The 18,252-nt window shown below is 57.1% G+C and carries 15 protein-coding genes; 2 read left to right on the plus strand and 13 right to left on the minus strand.

Annotation, left to right across the window (positions count from 1 at the left end):
* Window positions 1–48: 48 nt before the first annotated feature.
* The 4 genes from KW839_RS25945 to KW839_RS25960 form a co-directional block, all read right to left on the minus strand.
* Window positions 49–1,698, minus strand: a complete 1,650-nt coding sequence (locus KW839_RS25945) for a phosphoethanolamine transferase (protein WP_218425868.1) — start codon at window positions 1,696–1,698, stop codon at window positions 49–51.
* A 176-nt stretch (window positions 1,699–1,874) separates the two neighbouring features.
* Window positions 1,875–3,257 (minus strand): glutamine synthetase family protein, encoded by a 1,383-nt coding sequence (locus KW839_RS25950; protein ID WP_218425869.1) that lies wholly within the window; start codon window positions 3,255–3,257, stop codon window positions 1,875–1,877.
* Between the two features lie 462 nt (window positions 3,258–3,719).
* Window positions 3,720–4,085 carry a 5-carboxymethyl-2-hydroxymuconate Delta-isomerase gene (locus tag KW839_RS25955; RefSeq protein ID WP_218425870.1) on the minus strand — a complete coding sequence of 122 codons (366 nt, stop codon included), beginning with the start codon at window positions 4,083–4,085 and terminating at the stop codon, window positions 3,720–3,722.
* A gap of 55 nt (window positions 4,086–4,140) precedes the next feature.
* Window positions 4,141–5,067: a LysR substrate-binding domain-containing protein gene (locus tag KW839_RS25960; protein ID WP_060541260.1), complete on the minus strand. Its 927-nt coding sequence runs from the start codon at window positions 5,065–5,067 to the stop codon at window positions 4,141–4,143.
* A gap of 74 nt (window positions 5,068–5,141) precedes the next feature.
* On the opposite strand from KW839_RS25960, the gene KW839_RS28195 reads away from it, so the two are divergent.
* Entirely contained in the window at window positions 5,142–5,369 is a 228-nt protein-coding gene (locus KW839_RS28195; protein ID WP_371318115.1) for a hypothetical protein, read from the plus strand.
* Here the strand turns inward: KW839_RS28195 and KW839_RS25965 are convergent.
* Window positions 5,313–8,330: an FAD-binding and (Fe-S)-binding domain-containing protein gene (locus KW839_RS25965; RefSeq protein ID WP_218425871.1), complete on the minus strand. Its 3,018-nt coding sequence runs from the start codon at window positions 8,328–8,330 to the stop codon at window positions 5,313–5,315. The genes KW839_RS28195 and KW839_RS25965 overlap by 57 nt on opposite strands.
* Window positions 8,331–8,488: 158 nt before the next feature.
* On the opposite strand from KW839_RS25965, the gene KW839_RS25970 reads away from it, so the two are divergent.
* A complete protein-coding gene (locus KW839_RS25970; RefSeq protein WP_060541258.1) occupies window positions 8,489–9,373 on the plus strand; it encodes a LysR substrate-binding domain-containing protein in 885 nt (294 codons plus the stop codon).
* Window positions 9,374–9,376: 3 nt separating this feature from the next.
* Here the strand turns inward: KW839_RS25970 and KW839_RS25975 are convergent, their stop codons facing one another.
* From KW839_RS25975 to KW839_RS26010, 8 genes are all read right to left on the minus strand, one after another.
* The gene (locus tag KW839_RS25975; RefSeq protein ID WP_218425872.1) at window positions 9,377–10,921 is read right to left on the minus strand and encodes an amidase family protein; all 1,545 of its coding nucleotides are present in this window, start codon (window positions 10,919–10,921) and stop codon (window positions 9,377–9,379) included.
* A 157-nt stretch (window positions 10,922–11,078) separates the two neighbouring features.
* Complete coding sequence (locus KW839_RS25980; RefSeq protein ID WP_256352841.1) at window positions 11,079–11,960, minus strand: glycine betaine ABC transporter substrate-binding protein; 882 nt, start codon at window positions 11,958–11,960, stop codon at window positions 11,079–11,081.
* Window positions 11,961–12,014: 54 nt separating this feature from the next.
* Entirely contained in the window at window positions 12,015–12,683 is a 669-nt protein-coding gene (locus tag KW839_RS25985; protein WP_218425874.1) for an ABC transporter permease, read from the minus strand.
* 2 nt (window positions 12,684–12,685) lie between these two features.
* The gene (locus KW839_RS25990) at window positions 12,686–13,684 is read right to left on the minus strand and encodes an ABC transporter ATP-binding protein (RefSeq protein ID WP_095060306.1); all 999 of its coding nucleotides are present in this window, start codon (window positions 13,682–13,684) and stop codon (window positions 12,686–12,688) included.
* On the minus strand, window positions 13,681–14,370 hold the full coding sequence (locus KW839_RS25995; protein WP_060541253.1) for an ABC transporter permease: 690 nt from the start codon (window positions 14,368–14,370) through the stop codon (window positions 13,681–13,683). Before KW839_RS25995 ends, KW839_RS25990 begins: the two co-directional genes overlap by 4 nt.
* Before the next feature lie 331 nt (window positions 14,371–14,701).
* Entirely contained in the window at window positions 14,702–15,709 is a 1,008-nt protein-coding gene (locus KW839_RS26000; protein ID WP_218425875.1) for a GlxA family transcriptional regulator, read from the minus strand.
* A gap of 249 nt (window positions 15,710–15,958) precedes the next feature.
* Complete coding sequence (locus KW839_RS26005; protein WP_218425876.1) at window positions 15,959–16,933, minus strand: alpha/beta hydrolase; 975 nt, start codon at window positions 16,931–16,933, stop codon at window positions 15,959–15,961.
* A gap of 35 nt (window positions 16,934–16,968) precedes the next feature.
* A complete protein-coding gene (locus tag KW839_RS26010) occupies window positions 16,969–17,862 on the minus strand; it encodes an amidohydrolase (RefSeq protein ID WP_218425877.1) in 894 nt (297 codons plus the stop codon).
* Window positions 17,863–18,252: the final 390 nt, after the last annotated feature.

The raw sequence follows: 18,252 nt of genomic DNA on the forward strand, positions 1-18,252 counted from the left end.
TTACAGGCCGCTGGTCGGCGGCCGTCGCGTGAGACAGGGTCGAAGCAATCAATCCTTGGCCAACACGCCATCGATCACCGCGCCGCGACATCCGGCAAACATATCCAGACCCTGGTTATAAACCTTGCTGTCGACCTCCAGCAGGCCGAGCATCGAATGAAACAGGTTGTCCTGGCTCAATGGCATTTCCCGGCTCAGTTGCAGGCAATGAGTGTCCACCGAGAACGACTTCTGATAGCTGTCGGAGAACCAGGCCAGCATCGCCACATGCTTTTGCTGTTCTGGCGCCAGCATGTAAGGCGTGCCATGGAGAAACAGGTTGTATTCACCCAGGGACTCGCCGTGGTCCGACAGATAAAGCATGGCGGTATCGACCTTGTCCTGGTTCTCGCGCAACAAGTCGATCAGAGTCGACAACACATGGTCGGTATACACCAGGGTGTTGTCGTAGCCATTGACGATACTTTCGCGACTGCAGTTGTTCAGCGCGTTACTTTCACAGACCGGGGTAAAGTGTTCGTACTCTTTCGGGTAGCGCTTGAAGTACTCCGGACCGTGGCTGCCCATCTGGTGCAGGACCAACACCGTGTCCTTATCCAGCGTATCGATAAAGTGCTGCAAACCCTGCAGGAGGATTTCGTCGCGACATTCACTGTTGGCGCACAACACCGGATCTTTCAGATTGCTGACGTCGTCGAGGGTGACGCGATCGCAGGTACCCTTGCAGCCTGACTGGTTGTCACGCCAGATCACGTCGAGGCCGGCGCGCTTGAGTACATCCAGCAGACCTTCTTCGTTTTTAGCCTTGCTCGCGTCGTAATTCTTGCGTCCCATATTGGAGAACATGCAAGGCACCGACACTGCTGTTTCAGTACCGCAGGACTTCACGTCGGTAAAGGCAATCAGGCCAGCTTCCTTATCCAGTTTCGGCGTGGTATCGCGGTTATAGCCGAGGACGCCAAAGTTCTCCGCCCGGGCACTTTCACCGACCACCAGCACCGTCAAGGACTTGCGACCATGGGTTCGCCAGGCAGGATCGCGGCGGGCGTCTTCACCGACTCTGACAAAAGGCTGGCGTGCTGATACGACCTGCTCGCTCAAGTAACCGGCGGAGGCACCGATGTAGTTGCTCGGAACTGCCATCAAGTGAAGTTCATGGTGATTGCGAAACAGTGAAGAAAGGCCTTGATAGTTAACCAGCGCGACACCACCAATGACCGCCGCCGAGGCAAACATCACGAGTGCCTTGCTTAATAACTCACGATGCCAGCGGCGATAGCTTATCGGAGTTTTCCACAACAACCAGGTTGGCAATACGCCGAGGAAAACAATATAAGCAAGTAACTTGATCGACAGTAAGTCGCGCACTTCCGTGGCATTGGTTTGAGCGAAGTTGCGCAACATGCCAACGTCGATCAAGACGCCGTATTGGCCCATGAAATAAGTAACGCCCGCGCTGATCATGAACAGCAGGCTCAGCACCGGTTTCAGCACCGGCCGTAAAGCCAGAAAGGTCAGGAAAATATTGAAGGCGGCGAAGATCATCACCCCGAATGCCACCCGCATGGCAATGCCTTTACCGTCAGACGCGGTGATTTCGAACAGGTGCTGCCACAGCACAAAATTGAAGCCAAATAACAAAAATGCGCTGGCAATCAGTGTCACCCACTCGGGGCGCACGGCTTTGATCTTAAACATGAGGTTCGGCTATTCCTGAAGATAGGTGCCTTCGGCAAATGTGAAAAATTCATTTACCGTGACAGTACTCATGCTAGAAAGCCGACCATCAATTTTTTGTGAAAAAGAAGCCAACGATTAGTTGGCTCTTAATAGGACTCTAACGTTTACGCTATTTGAGAATAATTAACTTTCATTCAAGCCTGATGCAAATACCACCGCCAATCCTGTTCCCCGACCTCCCCCATGAACTGGCGATACTCGGCGCGTTTCACGGCCAGATACACACCAAGGAATTCACTGCCGAACGCATCCTTTGCCCAACTCGACGCTTCCAGTGAACGCAACGTAGTCAGCCAGTCGGTCGGCAACAGCTTGCTGGCCTGGGCGTAGCCATTGCCCTCGACCGGTGCACCAGGATCAAGTTGCTCACGGATACCCCGATGAATCCCGGCCAGAATCGCCGCCGCCGCCAGATACGGGTTGGCGTCGGCGCCACAGATGCGGTGTTCGATATGTCGGGAGAACGCCGGACCACCGGGCACGCGCAAGCTGACGGTGCGGTTGTCCACACCCCAGGTGGCTGCCAGCGGCGCATAGCTGTTGGTCTGGAACCGGCGGTAGGAATTGGCGTTGGGGCAGAACAGCAGCAGGGAATCGAGCAAGGTAGCGAGCATGCCACCCACCGCCTGCCTGAGCAGGGGTGTGCCGTCCGCGGCTTCGCTGGCGAACAGATTGTTCCCCTCCTCGTCCGCCAGACTGACGTGCATGTGCATGCCGGTGCCGGCCAGATCATCAAACGGCTTGGCCATGAAGCAGGCCGTCATGCCGTGCTTGTGGGCGACGCCCTTGACCAGGCGTTTGTAACGCACCGCTTCATCCATCGCCTGCAATGCATCGGTGCGGTGCTCCAGGGTGATTTCCACTTGTCCCGGTGCGTACTCGGAAATCGCCGTGCGCGCGGGAATCCCCTGGAGTTTGCAGGCGTTGTAGAGGTCGGCCAGAAACGGTTCTATCTGCTCCAGCTCACGCAAGCCGTAGACCTGCGTCCCGCGCGGGCGACCGCCGTCGACATCCCGCGCCGGTTGCGGCCGGCCATGACTGTCGCGTTGCTGATCGAGCAGGTAAAACTCCAGTTCGGCGGCCATGACCGGGTAATAGCCATCGGCTTGCAGGCCTTCAATGACTTTCGCCAGCAAGTGCCGGGGATCGGCGATGGTCGCCGGCATGCCTTCAGTGGGGTGCATGCTGACTTGCACCGCCGCTGTTGGAATCAGACGCCAGGGCATGCGCGTCAGACTGCCGCTGATCGGGTAAGCCCGGCAATCGATATCACCGACATCCCAGACCAGCCCGGAATTTTCCACATCATCGCCGTTGATGGTCAGGCCCAGGATGGTGCTCGGCAGTGGCCGACCACTTTCATACACCGCCAGCAATTCATCCCGATGCAGCAACTTGCCCCGGGGCACACCGTTGTTGTCGAGGATGAACAACTCGAACATCTCGATATCCGGGTTCTGGTCCAGGAACGTCAGGGCTTCTTGCTTCGTGGCGAAGGAGGTCGTGGCACAACTCATGAGAATTCTCTTTTTTCCGCGTCGGGCAAACGCGCAGGCGCTGCCGCTTTGATCCGGCGCGCAGCGCGGGACCTGTAAGAAGATCAACGGGAAATGCAGAAATCCGGCGGGCGCGCATGGCGACAGTGCCATAACGCCCAGAAGGCCAATTCAGAAGGGAGTGCAGAGAGACTGGGGGCGGTGGCGCACGTGAATCGACGACCAAGGCTCGACGCTCGAGCGCCGTTGCATGCCTTGTAGTGGATTGTGACTGGCCAACCGTCCATAGAGCGAACCGAGTAAACAGATGAGCAGCAGCGTCACACGGCGGCTTGAGGGGTTAAATCGGGATTTGAAGAACTTTGGTTGTGAAACGACTAAACATCTCCCGTACATCCCGGGCTTTTTGTGGGAGCGAACCTGCTCGCTCCCACAGTATTTTGTGTCGTTTAGCGCAACGCCAAACAGGCAACCACCTGAAATTCAGCCGTTGATAGCCGCCTTGCTGTAGGAGTCCCGATCAATATCAAGAATCTCCACACACAACTGAACCTCCACCCCGGCCGGCCACTCACACAAATCCTGCACCACCGCCAGCAGGCTTTCAGACAGCTGCTTCTTGATCTGCGCCGAGCGGCCGCTCAACAACGCCAGCTTCACATGCACGAATGCCCGCTCGGCCAATGCCGTTCCGACCTTGAAAGTCTCAACCTTGACGGCGCGGCTCTTGATGTCGAATTCAGCAGCAAACTGGCCGGACCCCACCAGCGTATTGTTCAGCCGCATCAACGCCACATCGGCATTCAGCTCAGGCAGGTTGGCGGTGTATTCCATGTGCAGGTGAGGCATGAGGTAGCTCCTTAAGGGGTCCGAAGGTCGTACGTATAACACGGCAACACGCTGTTCACTCGGGCGGCGGCAACACGTCACGCTCGCTCATGAAGGCTTCCAGGCGCGAACGCAACCAGCGCTCGGCGGGATCGGTATCGACATGACTGAGCCAGACCATGGACAGGTCCAGGGTCGGTGTCTCGAAAGGAAAGGGTTCCTTGAACAACAACCCTGATGCTGCCATCGCCTCGGCAGTGTAGTCCGGCAGGCTGGCAATCAGGTCAGTCCCGGCGAGCAAGGCCGGCAACGCGCTGTACTGCGGCACCGAAAGCACCACCTGACGGCTGCGACCTATCTCTGCCAGCCACTCATCGGCATAACCGCTGACATTGGCGGTGTGCGACACCAGCACATGCGGGCGCGAACAATATTCATCGAGGGTCAGCGGCGCATCAGAGGCATCGGCGCGCAGAATGCTCGGCTGGATATGACGCAGCAACTTGCGCTTGGCATTGGCCGGCAAACCGCGTGTCTGACTGATACCCACGGTGATATCGCCGGACGCCAGCAGATCGGGAATCCGCCAGTAATCGACGTGCTGCACGACAAACACCACCTTCGGCGCTTCCTGGCGCAGGGCCCGCAGCAACGGCGGCAACAGGCCAAACTCGACGTCGTCGGACAGCCCGATGCGAAAGGTCATGGTGCTGCTGGCCGGATCGAAGTCATGGGTCAGGCTCAAGGCCACCGACAACGAATCCAGTGCCGGCGACAGGTGCCTGATGATTTCCTCGGCCCGCGCCGTCGGCTCCATGCGATGGCCAACTCGAATGAACAACGGATCATTGAACATCGCACGCAAGCGATTGAGCGCAGAACTGATGGTCGGCTGACCGAGAAACAACTTCTCCGCCACCCGCGTGACATTGCGTTCGAGCATCAAGGTCTCGAACACCACCATCAGGTTGATATCGGCCTTGCGTAGTTCGTTGCGATTCATTCCCTGCCCTCGATCCTTAGCTGCCGACAGTTTAGGTAGCTGGGGCAAGTGGCGTCTACGCAACTCAAGTGCCAATGCTCGCCACCTTCCTACCCTTTGTGGGCCATCGCATACAGAAATCCGTAACGTTCCAAGACGTAGTCAACGATTACATAGAGGCCCATCGTGCCGGTTGGAAAAACGTCAAACATGCTCAACAGTGGACGAATACACTGACTACTTACGCCGCCCCCATTATCGGTGAGCTAGCGCGCATACTCCAACACCACTTCCAACGGATGACGCAGTTGCCTGTCGGTTAAGCGCTTTACCTGGCTGCGGCAGGAATAACCCGTCGCCAGCGCTTCGCCCTTTTTATCCAACTTGCCAGCCCATGACTGCTCGAAAATGGTCCGCGAGGTGTTCTGATTCCGCGCCTCATGGCCGTAGGTGCCGGACATGCCACAGCAGCCGGTCACCTCCGTCACCAGCTTGAGCCCAAGCCGGGTAAACACGGCTTCCCATTGCGCAGTACTGGCCGGGACATTGGTCTTCTCGGTGCAGTGCGCCAACAAACGGAATGTCTGGGGAGCGGGAGGCGAGTTTGCGGGCAACACATCGAACAGCCACTCCTGCGGGAGCAAGACTTTCGGGCAATCATCGAGTCCTGGTACTTTCTGATATTCCTGGCGGTAGACCAGCGTCATCGCCGGGTCCAATCCCACCAGTGCTACACCGCAGTCGGCGAGAGCCTTGAGTTGATTGCCGTTGCGGATCGCCGCCTTGGCGAACGCCCCGAGGAAACCCTGCACGTGCAAAGGCTTGCCGTTGGGGCTATAGGGCGCCAGAAACACCTGATAACCCAATTGATGAGCCAACTGGATGAAGCTCGCCAGCAACGGCGTTTCGAAGTAACGGGTGAAGGCGTCCTGCACCAACACCACGCTGCGCTCACGTTGTGCCACGGTCAGTTCGCGCAGGGCTGGCACGCTGGCGACTGCGACTTTGCAGCGGGTCAAAGTGCCCTGCAAGTCATGCCGATGGATCAGTGGGCTGTCGAGCATGCCGACTTGTCGCTCAAGAAGGCGGCTCACCCATTTCGAGCCCATCACTGCGTTGTACAGGCCCGGCGCGTAAGCCATGTATGGAATCGTGAACTCCAGCGAGCCGATCAGGTAGTCACGCAGAGGACGTTGATAGCGACCGTGGTACAGCTCCAGAAAACGCGAACGGAACTCCGGGACGTTGACTTTGACCGGGCATTGTCCCGCGCAGGATTTGCAGGCCAGGCAGCCCGCCATCGCGTCATAGACTTCATGGGAGAAATCCGCCTCGCCGCGCGAACGCGCCAGGTTATTACGCAACCTTGTCGGCAACCCGCTCAACCACGACAACTTGCCCCGGGCCGCTTGCAATACATCGATATTGGCCGCGCCTTGCAAGCGCAACCACTCGCGAATCAACGACGCCCTGCCCTTGGGCGAATGCTGCCGCTCACGTGTAGCTTTCCACGACGGACACATCGCATCGTTGGGGTCGTAGTTGTAGCAGGCGCCATTACCGTTGCAGTGCATCGCGGTGCCAAAGCTTTGCCAGACACGCTCATCAATCTGCCGATCCAAATCACCCCGCAGCGAAACTTCGTCAACCTTGAGCAAACCTTGGGCAGCATCTGGGGGCGTGCAGATCTTCCCGGGGTTGAACTGATTGTGTGGGTCGAACGCACCCTTGAGCGATTGCAACGCCGGGTACAGCTCACCAAAAAACCCGGGGACGTATTCCGAACGTAAACCTTTGCCGTGCTCGCCCCACAGCAGCCCCCCGTAACGTTTTGTCAGCTCGGCCACAGCATCGGAAATCGGTTTGACCAGTGCGGCCTGGGCCGGGTCTTTCATGTCCAGCGCCGGGCGCACATGCAACACGCCGGCATCGACGTGACCGAACATGCCATAGCTCAGGCCATAACTATCGAGCAATGCACGAAACTCAGTGATGTAGTCGGCCAGTTTCTCCGGCGGCACGGCGGTGTCTTCGACAAATGGCTGTGGCCGAACCTCGCCTTCGACGTTGCCCAACAGTCCGACCGATCGCTTGCGCATGGTGTAGACGCGGGACACGGCTTCGGCGCCTTCCGCCAACGTGTGGCCCAGCCGCTCGATCGTCGTGTCGGCCTTCAGATGCGCCACGAAAGACGCTACGTGAGCGTTCACTTGCGTCACGTCGTCACCGCTGAACTCAACCAGATTGATGCCCAGCGTCGGGCGCTCGGCGTCCGTCGGAAAATACTCGGCGACGCTATGCCAGACGATGTCTTTCATCGCCAGCAGCAACACCCTGGAGTCCACGGTTTCGATGGACAACGGCTTGTGCACCAACAACGCATTGGCATCGCGCAGCGCATCCATGAAGCTGCCGTAACGCACGTTCACCAGCACTGAGTATTTTGGAATTGGCAGCACGTTGAGCTTGGCTTCGACAATGTAGCCCAATGACCCTTCCGCACCGCAGAGCACACTGTTGAGGTTGAAACGCCCTTGCTCATTGCGCAAGTGCGCCAGGTCATAACCGGTCAGACAACGGTTGAGCTTGGGAAACACCGCCTCGATCAGATCGGCCTGGGTGTCATGAATACTGCGCGCCACCCGATACACATGGCCGATACGGCCGGGCTGCGTGCAAGCCGCCTCCAGTTCCGTATCTGACAGCGGATGGCTGTGCAAGCGCTCACCACCGAGCAGCACGCTATGCAATTCCAGAACGTGATCACGGGTCTTGCCATAGGTGCAACTGCCCTGGCCGCTGGCGTCGGTGTTGATCATGCCGCCGACGGTGGCACGGTTGGACGTCGACAACTCCGGCGCGAAGAACAGCCCGTGAGGCTTGAGCGCGGCATTGAGCTGGTCTTTGACCACGCCCGCCTGCACCCGCACCCAGCGCTCGGCGACGTTGATTTCAAGGATGGTGTTCATGTGCCGCGACAGATCGACCACGATGCCATCGGTCAATGATTGCCCGTTAGTGCCGGTGCCACCACCGCGCGGGGTCAGCTTGATCTGGCGAAAGCGTCGCTCGGCCATCAAGGTCGCGATGCGTACGATGTCATCCACATCCAGGGGGAACACCGCCGCTTGCGGAAGACGCTGATAAATCGAGTTATCGGTCGCCAGTACGGTACGGGTGGCGTAGTCAGCGCTAAGCTGACCGCGAAAGCCGCTGGCACGCAGGGCTTGCAGAAATTCCGGGTACTGTGCTGCGAGTGCAACGGTAGGCAACTGAGCGATCATCGCAGGCGGGTCTCTTGTTGGTCTAATCACGGAAAACTCAAAACACTTGTCGCCTGAGCATTAATGGGTCAGCCTCAGGTCTTCAGCTACACCAATGATCCTGTAGGATCCGGCACCAGACAAACGGATAATCCTGCCGCTATCGATGACTTTTACGAATGAATTACCGTCACCTCACCCCTTCAATGTCGTTGCTGCTGGCTTTTGAAGCCGCCGCCCGACATGAAAGCTATACCCGTGCAGCGATGGAGCTCTCACTGACCCAAAGCGCCGTGAGCCGGCAAGTCCAAGCGCTGGAGCAGCAACTGGGCCTGACGTTGTTCCGCCGTGAAGGCCGGCAAGTACAACTGACCGATGTCGGTCGTCTTTATCAGCGGGAAATGAGCGAAGCGCTCGGGCGCATCCGCAGCGCCACGTTGCAGGCCATGGCTTATCAGTCAGGCAGCGGCACGTTGCGCCTGGCCACCTTGCCGACCTTCGGCTCGAAGTGGTTATTGCCGCGCCTGCATGACTTCTACAAAACCCACCCAGGCATGCTGGTACACATCAATTCCCGAATCGACGCCATTGACTTTGAAACCAGCGGCATCGACGCCGCGATCGTCGTTGGCAATGCCGACTTTCCAGGCTTGATCAGCCATCGCCTGCACACCGAAGAACTGATGGTTATCATGTCCCCACAAGCGGCCGAAGCCCACGACACCTGGACCCCGGAACGGATTGGCGGTCAGACGCTACTCAACGTCGCGAGCAATGCCAACGTCTGGGGCGAGTGGTTCAGCCACCAAGGCCTGCCCCATCGGATGATGCGGCTGGGCCCGAGCTTCGAACTCACTTCACACTTGATCCAGGCCGTCAGGGCCGGCATCGGCATCGGTCTGGTACCGCGTATTCTGGTGGCCGACGAGTTGGCCAACAGCGAACTCATCAGCCTCGATCGGCCCTTTGCCAGCCAGCGCAGTTATTACCTGGCTTATCCGCCGCGCAACGAAATGCTGCCATCACTCGTCGCGTTTCGTACCTGGCTGCTAACACAGATCTGACGTTTACCGACCAAGGAACGCATAGCCGAAACCAACCACCTTGGCGTCTTCACCATAGCCACCCAGGAACGAAACACCTACCGGCAGGTTGCCCTTGATGGTGCCTGCCGGAACCGTAATCTCGGGAAATCCTGTGGCGGAGGCAATATACGACGACGCATAGGTATCGCCGGATGTGCAGACGTAACTGTCATCGGTCACGCCATGCACCACCGACGCAGGGCAGTTGATGGTCGCGAAGAACAGACTGTCGACTTTGTTCTGCTTCATGATGCCCATCAGCTGCGCGCGCAACTGAGGAATCTTCCGGGACAGGATGGAGATGTACTGCGGCGAATCGGTGCTTGTGGCATTCGCGACCGTTTCCAGTCCGGCCAGGCGTGCCGGGTTCATCCCGTGTGCAGCGTTTTGCGCCTGATTTTGCCTGGCCAGCTCGAGAAACTGCGCAAGCGTTCGCGGTTGGCCCGGATTGAGGGTGGCGAGGTAGCGTTCGAATTGAGGCTTGAATTCGCCCTCTCCCACTGGGCCGAGCACATCGCTCCATAAGGTTTCAAAAGCTTTTGGCAGTTCGATGGAGACGACACGAGCGCCGCGCTTGCCGAGGCTTTCCTGAGCGGCCTTGAAGACTGCATCCACCTCTGGATTGGCGCCTTTGAAATTGGTGATCACGCCAATGGTTTTGCCTTGCAACGAGGAACGGCTCAGCGTTGACTCGAACTGTATTTTGTCGGAGACCAGATCCAGGGTCGCCGGGTCGCTTTTGTCCTGCCCCTTTATCGCATCCAGCACGATGGCCTGATCCAGCACGCTGTTGGTTATGACGCCACCCGTATCAAACGCGAGCGACAGTGGAATGATGCCGCTGCGGCTGATCAACCCCAGCGAAGGTCGCAAACCCACTGTGCCGGTGACGCTGGCTGGCGCTCGGATAGAGCCGCTGGTGTCCGACCCTAAAGCAAACGGTGCAAACGCTGCCGCCACGGCAGCCGCAGAACCGCTGCTGGAGCCAGAAGCATCACGCTTGGTATTTTTCGGATTCAGTGTCTGGCCACCGAACGAACTGTAACCAAACCAGCCAAAGGACGCCGCCAGTTCCGACAGGTTGGCTTTGCCGAGCAGGATCGCTTGCCCGTCGATCAGCTTCTTGACGGTAAAAGCATCCTGACTTGGCACCGACGAACGTAGCACGAAGGAGCCACCGGAGGTGACCATACCGGCAGTGTCAAAGTTGTCCTTCACCACGAACGGAATGCCGGCCAGAGGCGCGTATTTGCCAGTGGGGTTTTTCGCCCGCTCAGCATCCCACTTGCGGGCCTGATTGATCGCCTGTTCATTGATTGTCACCAGCGCATTGATCTTTTGGCCCTGATGATTGTTTGCCTGAATGTTATTCAGGTAATGCTGGACCAGTTGCTCGGAACTGAGGGTCCCGGCATTCAACGCATTCCGCATGTCGGCGAGGCTCATACGGTCGATACCATCATCTGCCTGAGCACTTGCCGCCAGAAGCAAAAACACGCACGCCACGAACTGTTTATTCAACTGCATGGGTAATTCCCCTAAGTACAGACGAACGGAATGAGCTCACGCCCTAAGCGATTGGGCTGAGCGTCATAACTACGCAGGATAAAAAGAGGCCAGCTAAAGAGTGCTGGCCCGCAAAGTCATGATCAAACCGGGTGACTTCAACGTCCCCGCGAATTAACTACAGCAACTGACTCTTTTGCAGAAATTCCTTGGACACGCTTTCGATGGATTCACGGCCGACATCGACCCGGGAATTGAGGCCCGCGATGGTGTCGTCATCCAGCTTGGACGACAGGGCGTTGAGCAACTCGCCGATCTTCGGTTTTTCTTTAAACACCTCAGTGCGAATAACCGGGGTCAGCGCATAGCTGGGGAAGAAGCCTTTATCGTCTTTGAGCACCACAAAGCCGAAGGCCGGAATCCGCCCATCCGTCGACAGGACCAAGGCCAGATCGACCTGCCCATCCCTAAGCGCCTGATAGGTCAGCCCGCCGTCCATGCGGACGATGTTCTTGCGCTCAAATTTAAACTTGTATGTCTCTTGCAAAGGACCCAGGCCATCAGGCCGGGAAAAGAATTCAGCATTGGAGGCAAACTTATAGGACTTGCCTGTTTCGATATTCTTCGCAAGATCGCTGATCGAAACGATTCCATCCTTCTGTGCCTCTTCCTTGCGCATGGCAAAGGCGTAGGTGTTGTTGGCCTTGGAAGAGTTCAACCAGGTGATGCCTTTCTGCGCATCAAGCTCGCTGATTTTTTTGTACGTTTCGTCAGGGCTGAGCTTGTCCGTAACTTTATTGTAAGTAATCAGCGAAGTGCCGGTGTATTCCCAATACACATCGACCTGACCATTCTCTTGTGCTGCGCGCAGAACGGAAGAACCCAGGTCAGGGCGTTTGTCGACATTGTAGCCATTGGCGCGCAGGAGTTGAGTGGTCATCTCGGCAACCAATTGCTGCTCGGTAAACTTCTTGCCGCCGACCACAATCGTATTATTTGCAGAAGCACTGCCTACAACGCCAGAAACAAGACTCAGGGTAAAGATCAAACTGGCTAGCATTCGATAAATCATCGTGCACCTCATATTATTGATTTTTGTCTATGGTCTTCAGATTCATTCGCGCCCGGTCAACCGCAAGCCCCGTGACACTGCAATGTTTTGAATCAAGCCGCAGCCCAGATCGACCGCAATCGCCAATAGCGCAGTCGCTGCGGCACCGGCCAGCATCATGCCGAAGTCGTTCAAGTCGATCCCGGTAAAGATCAACTCGCCCAGCCCGCCGCCACCGACCAGGAAAGCCAGCGGCGCAGTACCGACGTTGATCGCCAGCGCCGTGCGGATGCCCGCGAAAATCACGTTCATCGCGTTCGGAATTTCAACTTTCCACAGCGTTTCCCGTGGCGTCATACCCATAGCTTCGGCGGCTTCAAGCAAGTGCTGCGGCACTGCGCGCAAGCCTTCATAGGTGTTGACTGCCACGGGCAACAACGTCGCGACAAACAACCCGATGATGGCCGCGCCGCTACCGATGCCAATAAAGCTCATGGCCAGCGCCAGCAACGCGAGCTTAGGGATTGCCTGCCCTACGTTAAGGACCTGCATGCTGGCCATGGCATAACGCTGGTTCGCCGGCCGGCTCATCCAGACGCCCAACGGCAGCGCGATGATCAGGGCAAGTGCCCCACTGACTGCCACGATCTGCAGATGCTGGACCGTCAGGTAGCTGATGTCGCCCCAGTAAAACTGCAGCCCTTCCCACAATCCGATCAGTAAGTCAGACATTGTCAGTGCACCACCGGAGTAATGTTTTCAACAAGTCGCGCCAAAATGTCGGTTTGGTGGACATAGCCGATAAAGCGTCCGTCGCTGTCGTTGCAAAGTGCCCAGTCCTGGCCGCGACCCAGCAATTGCGAAAGCACCTGACGCAGGTCATCCCCAGGTTTAACGATCAGGTGCGATTGCGAAGTAACACCGCTGTTGCCGCCGACGATCTGCATGTGTTCCCGCGGCGGGACTTTGCTGGCCACATCAACCGCGCGCAGCAGACGCAGACGCTTCATGATTCGATCGCCGCCCATGAAGTTCGCCACGAACTCGCTGTTGGGCCGGGCCAGCAGATCATCCGAGCTGCCGAATTGCTGGATTTTTCCGTTATGGAACAGGGCGACACAGTCCGCCATCTTCACCGCTTCATCGATGTCGTGACTGACGAACAGTACGGTCTTGTTGACGAGTCGCTGGATGCGCATGAACTCGTCCTGGATCACTTCCCGGTTGATCGGGTCGATCGCGCCAAAGGGCTCGTCCATCAACATGACGGGCGGATCCGCTGCCAGGGCCCGGGCCACGCCTACGCGTTGCTGTTGACCACCGGAAAGTTCACACGGGTAGCGCTTGAGGAATTTGGACGGATCCAGCGCGACCACTTCCAGCAACTCCGCAGCGCGCTTTAGGCTTTTGCTTTTGTCCCATCCCAACAAATTCGGAACGACGCAGATGTTTTCTTCAACGGTCATGTTCGGGAACAAGCCGACTTGCTGGATCACATAGCCGATGGAGCGTTTAAGGGTGACGCTGTCCAGTTCGGACGTGTCGCGACCACCGATCCTGATCGTGCCGGAGGTTGGCGTGATCAGTCGGTTGATCATTTTCAGCGTCGTGGTTTTACCGCAGCCCGACGGACCAAGCAGTACGCAGATCTGCCCCTCTTCAACATTGAATGAGACATCTTCTACTGCTGTGATTGAGCCGAATTGCTTGTTCAGGTTTTCGATCTGGATCACGTCGTCGCTTCCTTCATTTGGCCGGTGGCCATTTTGTTCTTGTTCAAGCCTTTTGGCGTCAGGAGGCGCTGCAAGCCGTACAACGCGTAATCGGCCGCAATGGCGATGACACTGATGACGATCGCGCCGGCCAGCAGTTGGCGGGTATCGGACTGCGCAATGCCGCGAATGATGAGACTGCCCAAACCGCCGGCACCGATGTAGGCCGCGATGGCTGCGATGCCGATGTTGATGACGGTCGCCATCCTCACGCCCGCCATGATCAGCGGAACCGCAATCGGCAGTTCAACCTTGCGCAATCGTTGCCCGGTAGACATGCCCATCCCGATCGCCGCTTCGCGCAATGCCGGATCGATGTTGGAGATCGCGGTGGTGGTGTTTCGGATGATGGGCAATTGGGAGTAGAGAAACAGCGCAATGACCGCCGGTACGACGCCGATCCCATAGCCAATCAGCGACAGGGCCGGAATCATCAGCCCGAACAGCGCGGCAGAAGGAATAGTCATCAGGACGGCAGCGAAGGCCAGGACCCAACGACGTGTTCTGGGGTGCTGAGAGATCGCGATCCCGACAGGCACGCCGGTCAGAATTGCCAAACCTACCGCTACCGCCACGATGAGAAGGTGTTGTCCGAGTAGCAGACTGATCAGCCCGACGTTTTCCAGAATGAAACTCAAGGTTTCCATGGTTGTTATGCCTTCTGTAGTCATTGTTATTTTTATCGGTCGCGTATCTGGAATTGAGCGCCGGATCTGTAAGAAACATTACCGCGCTACCGTAGGCCCTCTTAGATTCGAGTTCGACGATTTCTATCAAAAAAACGACGTCTCGTAGCAAATCAACGTGTGATGCAAAGCGTAGGGGCAATTGAAGACGGGAGTATGCGGGATCACCAAATGACCAAGGTTGGCCAGAGCGCACCACCTGCTCGCCCGAGTCATTAGCTTGCTACGGGATTTTGAGGAGAGGATTGGCTCAGATGTTTTTCAGGGGGTTAGCGTATGTTGATCCATGCTTTCAGTGACTGAAGTCAGAGTGAGCATCATCAAATTTCCGCCGCTCTTCACCGGGCGTACATCCCCAGATACGACGGTAAGCTGCACCCAGGTGTGACGCTGAGACGAACCCGCAGCTGTAGGCTATGGACGCAATGGGCTGGGAGCTCTCACGGAGCAACCGGCGTGCTTCGCTCAACCTGAGCTCTAGATAGAATTTCTTCGGCGTCATGCCGAAGTGCTGATGCCACAGCCGTTCAAGTTGGCGGTGGGACAGATTGCATCGGTCGGCGATTTCTTCGATGCCGACGATGTTCTCCAGATTGTCCTCCATGAAGGCGATGGCGGCCGTCAGCCTGCGATCGTGAATGCCGAACCGCCACTGAATCGACATCCGCTGATGCTCTTCCGGTGCCCTTATCCTGGCGTGCAGAAATTGCTCGGCGATGTTCGCCGCAAGCTGGTTACCGAAATCAAGCGCGATCTGCGCCAGCATAAGATCGATGGCCGCCGTCCCCCCGGCACACGTCCAACGGTTTCCATGATTGACGTACAGCTCCTTGGTGACTTCGATCGTGGGGAATTCCTCCGAAAACTGGCCGATGGACTCCCAGTGCAAGGTGCAGCGCTTACCTTCGAGTAGCCCGGCGCGGGCGAGGATGAACGTACCTGTGCTCAGTGCGCCTACGGTTATCCCGCGGGACGCTGCACGCTGCAGGAAGCGCAGCATTTTCGGTGGTTTCTGACGCTCGATATCCAGGCTCGCCAGGACAAAAACACGATCCAGTTCCGGGGCCTGATCAACTGGTATGGTCTGGATCTCGATACCACTGCTGGAGCTGACCGGCCCACCCGTTTCCGTAAGCAGGCTCCACTCATAAAGCGCTTTGCCAGAAAGTCGATTGGCCGCGCGCAGAGGCTCGCTGGCACCTGCCAGGGCCATCATGGAGAACTGAGGGAGAATGAGCAGCCCAATTCGCTTGGTTGTGGAGCTATTCACAGACGTCGCTGATTCACTGGGGGCTGTCATCGCCGGGTCCTTGTCATGGTTGGTTCCAGCAGTTCAAGTGAACAGCTTAGGCCAGCCCGAGGGAGTGGCTTTGGACACACCATGTTAGGGGTTGGGCACGCATTCAGCCAGATTGAATCGTTGAGACAGTGAACGAGCCATGCCGAAGCGTTACAACCGATCAGAATGACGGGAGGAATACACCCCACGATGCAAAAAAACGCTGCGAGTCCTCGACGCCCGAGGTCTCGCAGGAGAGTGACGAGCGGATCAGCCGCGCGCGCGGATAGCTTCGTCGATGCTCTGGATCATCGACTCGAACACAGGGCTGTCGACCTGATTCTGCTGGCCGTGTTGCATGTGCGAAATGATCAGCGCGTTCGGGCCGGCATCGCCCGGATAGTTCTGATGCAGACGCACAGACTCCGACGGCATGTGCAAGGTGTTGTCGGCGCCGTGGATGATCAGCGCAGGCGGGAAGCCTTTGGCACCCTCGATGGACTGCTCAGGGTCATACGCCACATAGGACTTGTAGGACTTCGCCGTCACGTAGGTGCAGCCCGGCCAACGGTCCGCTCCGCCTGCTTCAGTGTAGCCACCCAGTTGCTGATCAACATAAGCCTGAGTTTCAGGGTCCAGCGGGTAGTAACCGAGACGAGTCGCATCAGTGCCGGTGTCGAATGGAGGGATCGGCGCGTCATCCGCGAGTTGCAGGATGGCCGCGTCAGCTGCTGCCTGATCAGCTCGCAAGGATTGCAGTTTACGGATGTTGGTATAGCTCATGGGTACCCAGAAGCGGATCTGCTCACCGCCGGCCGCAGCCAGTTCAGCCACTGCACCGAGGCTTGCCACCGAGCCCATCGCCCAGGATGCGACCACCGGCATCTCACCGAAATTCTCGCGCGCCCATTCAACGGCACCGAGCACTTCATCTTTCTGGTCTTCTAGGATGACGTTGGTGATGACCTTGTCACCTGACTCGAGGGTATTTCGGATGTGCTTGTTGGAAAAAAAGCCGGCCACGTCGTAGGTCAAGACGCGATACCCCAGACCTGCCAGGGCGCGACCGAATAGTTGGCCGTACATCGTGACCCCGCCGGTGAAGCCGGAGTTGAAGATGACCGGTGGCAGTTTTTGCGACGCGGCGTCGAGTTGTTCTGGCTGAAAAACAGTGCCTTTGAGGCTCAGGGTTTCATCGCCATACTTGACGGTGAAGTTGATGTCTTTTGTTGTAATGTTCGTCATCGCTAGATATCTCGAAGTGGGAGCGTGGGCGGAGATCAACTTACCAATTGGCCAGATGCTCCTCGCAGAAGTTGGCCAACAGGAATTCGGGTTTCTTTAGAAACATGATTTGCAACGGCATCAACAAAGTTGAAGGCCTTGCTCAAATCAAAAAGATCGGAATACGGCACACCCTGGTTGTCAGTACCGACATGAGGTGCATCGGTGGCGCTCAGAAGAATCTTTCCCGCGCCAACCGCGCGAACAATCTGCGTCACGAAACGAGCGGTTTCCTCGGGGTGAACTGAAGTGCGATAGCCGGGACCTTTGAACCACACGTTGCCTCGCTCTCTCGCTTCAGCGAGTAGCGCGGTATAAGCGGGTTCAGTAATGTCACGCTCGCAGTGACAGGTGCCTAGATGATCGATGATGACCCGTACATCGCGAGGGATCTGGCGCAATACGCGCAGATTCGTCTCGGCTTCCTTCGCGTAAATGTGCAGATGCTGGTGCGGGAACAGGCGGGCATAAAATGCCGACCATTGCCCATCACTGAACCGCGTATCAGAAACCGTTTCAGGTCTTGCATCATGCAGCACGATTCGAGCGCCAATCACCTGCGGGTGCGAGAGACGCTGCAGAGTGGCATAAGCAGGCTCCGCCTTGATCGTGCCCACCAGTTCGACCCCCCCATAGCGCTGCGGGTCTACTGCCTGGAGTTTCTTGAGTTCCTCAAAGGAAGCGAACACGTTTTCTGAATCCGGCAGGATACTTAGATGAACATTATTGATGAGCGTCGGTGCAACTCCGGCATCTATCAACCTATCCAAATAAGCAGTCAGCGGATGCGGCTCAGGTAACGTATAAGGTAACGAGCCGGCCACCCGACGAAGATCTTCCGAAGTATAAAAATGAACGTGGCAATCTATTCTTTTGGTCGACGGCAGCATGATTATTGTTTCCTGCTTCTGTGCGAAAACAATAATCTCCGTCAGCGCTTCGTCGCTCCCGCCAACTCGACGTGTAGTATCAAAATTTCGCCATCAAGGATTTTATGAACGAGATTTCAGGAATAACCGCTCGGATTTGCATCGCCGAGTAAGCTCTTGTGCAGCGATGCTGCCCTGTCTGGCGGATTTGGAAGTCGCGAACGATGATTCGGTCATCTAATGGGTAAAGCGCTACGTTCGGTTAATGGCGAAATTTTGTTGTCTGTCTAGTCCTGAAATAGGTTTACACCTGTTTCAGTCTCAAAACGCCCGATGCACCGCATCGGGCGTTTTGTATTTCAAGGCCAGATGTGGCCGCTCCGCGTTGTAGATCAGCACTGATTCATCAAC

Source organism: Pseudomonas sp. PDM31 (assembly GCF_019218965.1).
Lineage (GTDB): Bacteria > Pseudomonadota > Gammaproteobacteria > Pseudomonadales > Pseudomonadaceae > Aquipseudomonas.

Excerpts from the sequence above, each read along its gene's own strand:
- KW839_RS26010 (WP_218425877.1), bottom strand. The coding sequence starts at position 17,862 with ATGCTGCCGTCGACCAAAAGAATAGATTGCCACGTTCATTTTTATACT.
- KW839_RS25960 (WP_060541260.1), bottom strand. The coding sequence starts at position 5,067 with ATGAATCGCAACGAACTACGCAAGGCCGATATCAACCTGATGGTGGTG.
- KW839_RS25985 (WP_218425874.1), bottom strand. The coding sequence starts at position 12,683 with ATGTCTGACTTACTGATCGGATTGTGGGAAGGGCTGCAGTTTTACTGG.
- KW839_RS25955 (WP_218425870.1), bottom strand. The coding sequence starts at position 4,085 with ATGCCTCACCTGCACATGGAATACACCGCCAACCTGCCTGAGCTGAAT.
- KW839_RS25980 (WP_256352841.1), bottom strand. The coding sequence starts at position 11,960 with ATGCTAGCCAGTTTGATCTTTACCCTGAGTCTTGTTTCTGGCGTTGTA.
- KW839_RS28195 (WP_371318115.1), top strand. The coding sequence starts at position 5,142 with ATGCTCGCCACCTTCCTACCCTTTGTGGGCCATCGCATACAGAAATCC.
- KW839_RS25950 (WP_218425869.1), bottom strand. The coding sequence starts at position 3,257 with ATGAGTTGTGCCACGACCTCCTTCGCCACGAAGCAAGAAGCCCTGACG.
- KW839_RS26005 (WP_218425876.1), bottom strand. The coding sequence starts at position 16,933 with ATGACGAACATTACAACAAAAGACATCAACTTCACCGTCAAGTATGGC.
- KW839_RS25965 (WP_218425871.1), bottom strand. The coding sequence starts at position 8,330 with ATGATCGCTCAGTTGCCTACCGTTGCACTCGCAGCACAGTACCCGGAA.
- KW839_RS25995 (WP_060541253.1), bottom strand. The coding sequence starts at position 14,370 with ATGGAAACCTTGAGTTTCATTCTGGAAAACGTCGGGCTGATCAGTCTG.
- KW839_RS25970 (WP_060541258.1), top strand. The coding sequence starts at position 8,489 with ATGAATTACCGTCACCTCACCCCTTCAATGTCGTTGCTGCTGGCTTTT.
- KW839_RS26000 (WP_218425875.1), bottom strand. The coding sequence starts at position 15,709 with ATGACAGCCCCCAGTGAATCAGCGACGTCTGTGAATAGCTCCACAACC.
- KW839_RS25945 (WP_218425868.1), bottom strand. The coding sequence starts at position 1,698 with ATGTTTAAGATCAAAGCCGTGCGCCCCGAGTGGGTGACACTGATTGCC.
- KW839_RS25975 (WP_218425872.1), bottom strand. The coding sequence starts at position 10,921 with ATGCAGTTGAATAAACAGTTCGTGGCGTGCGTGTTTTTGCTTCTGGCG.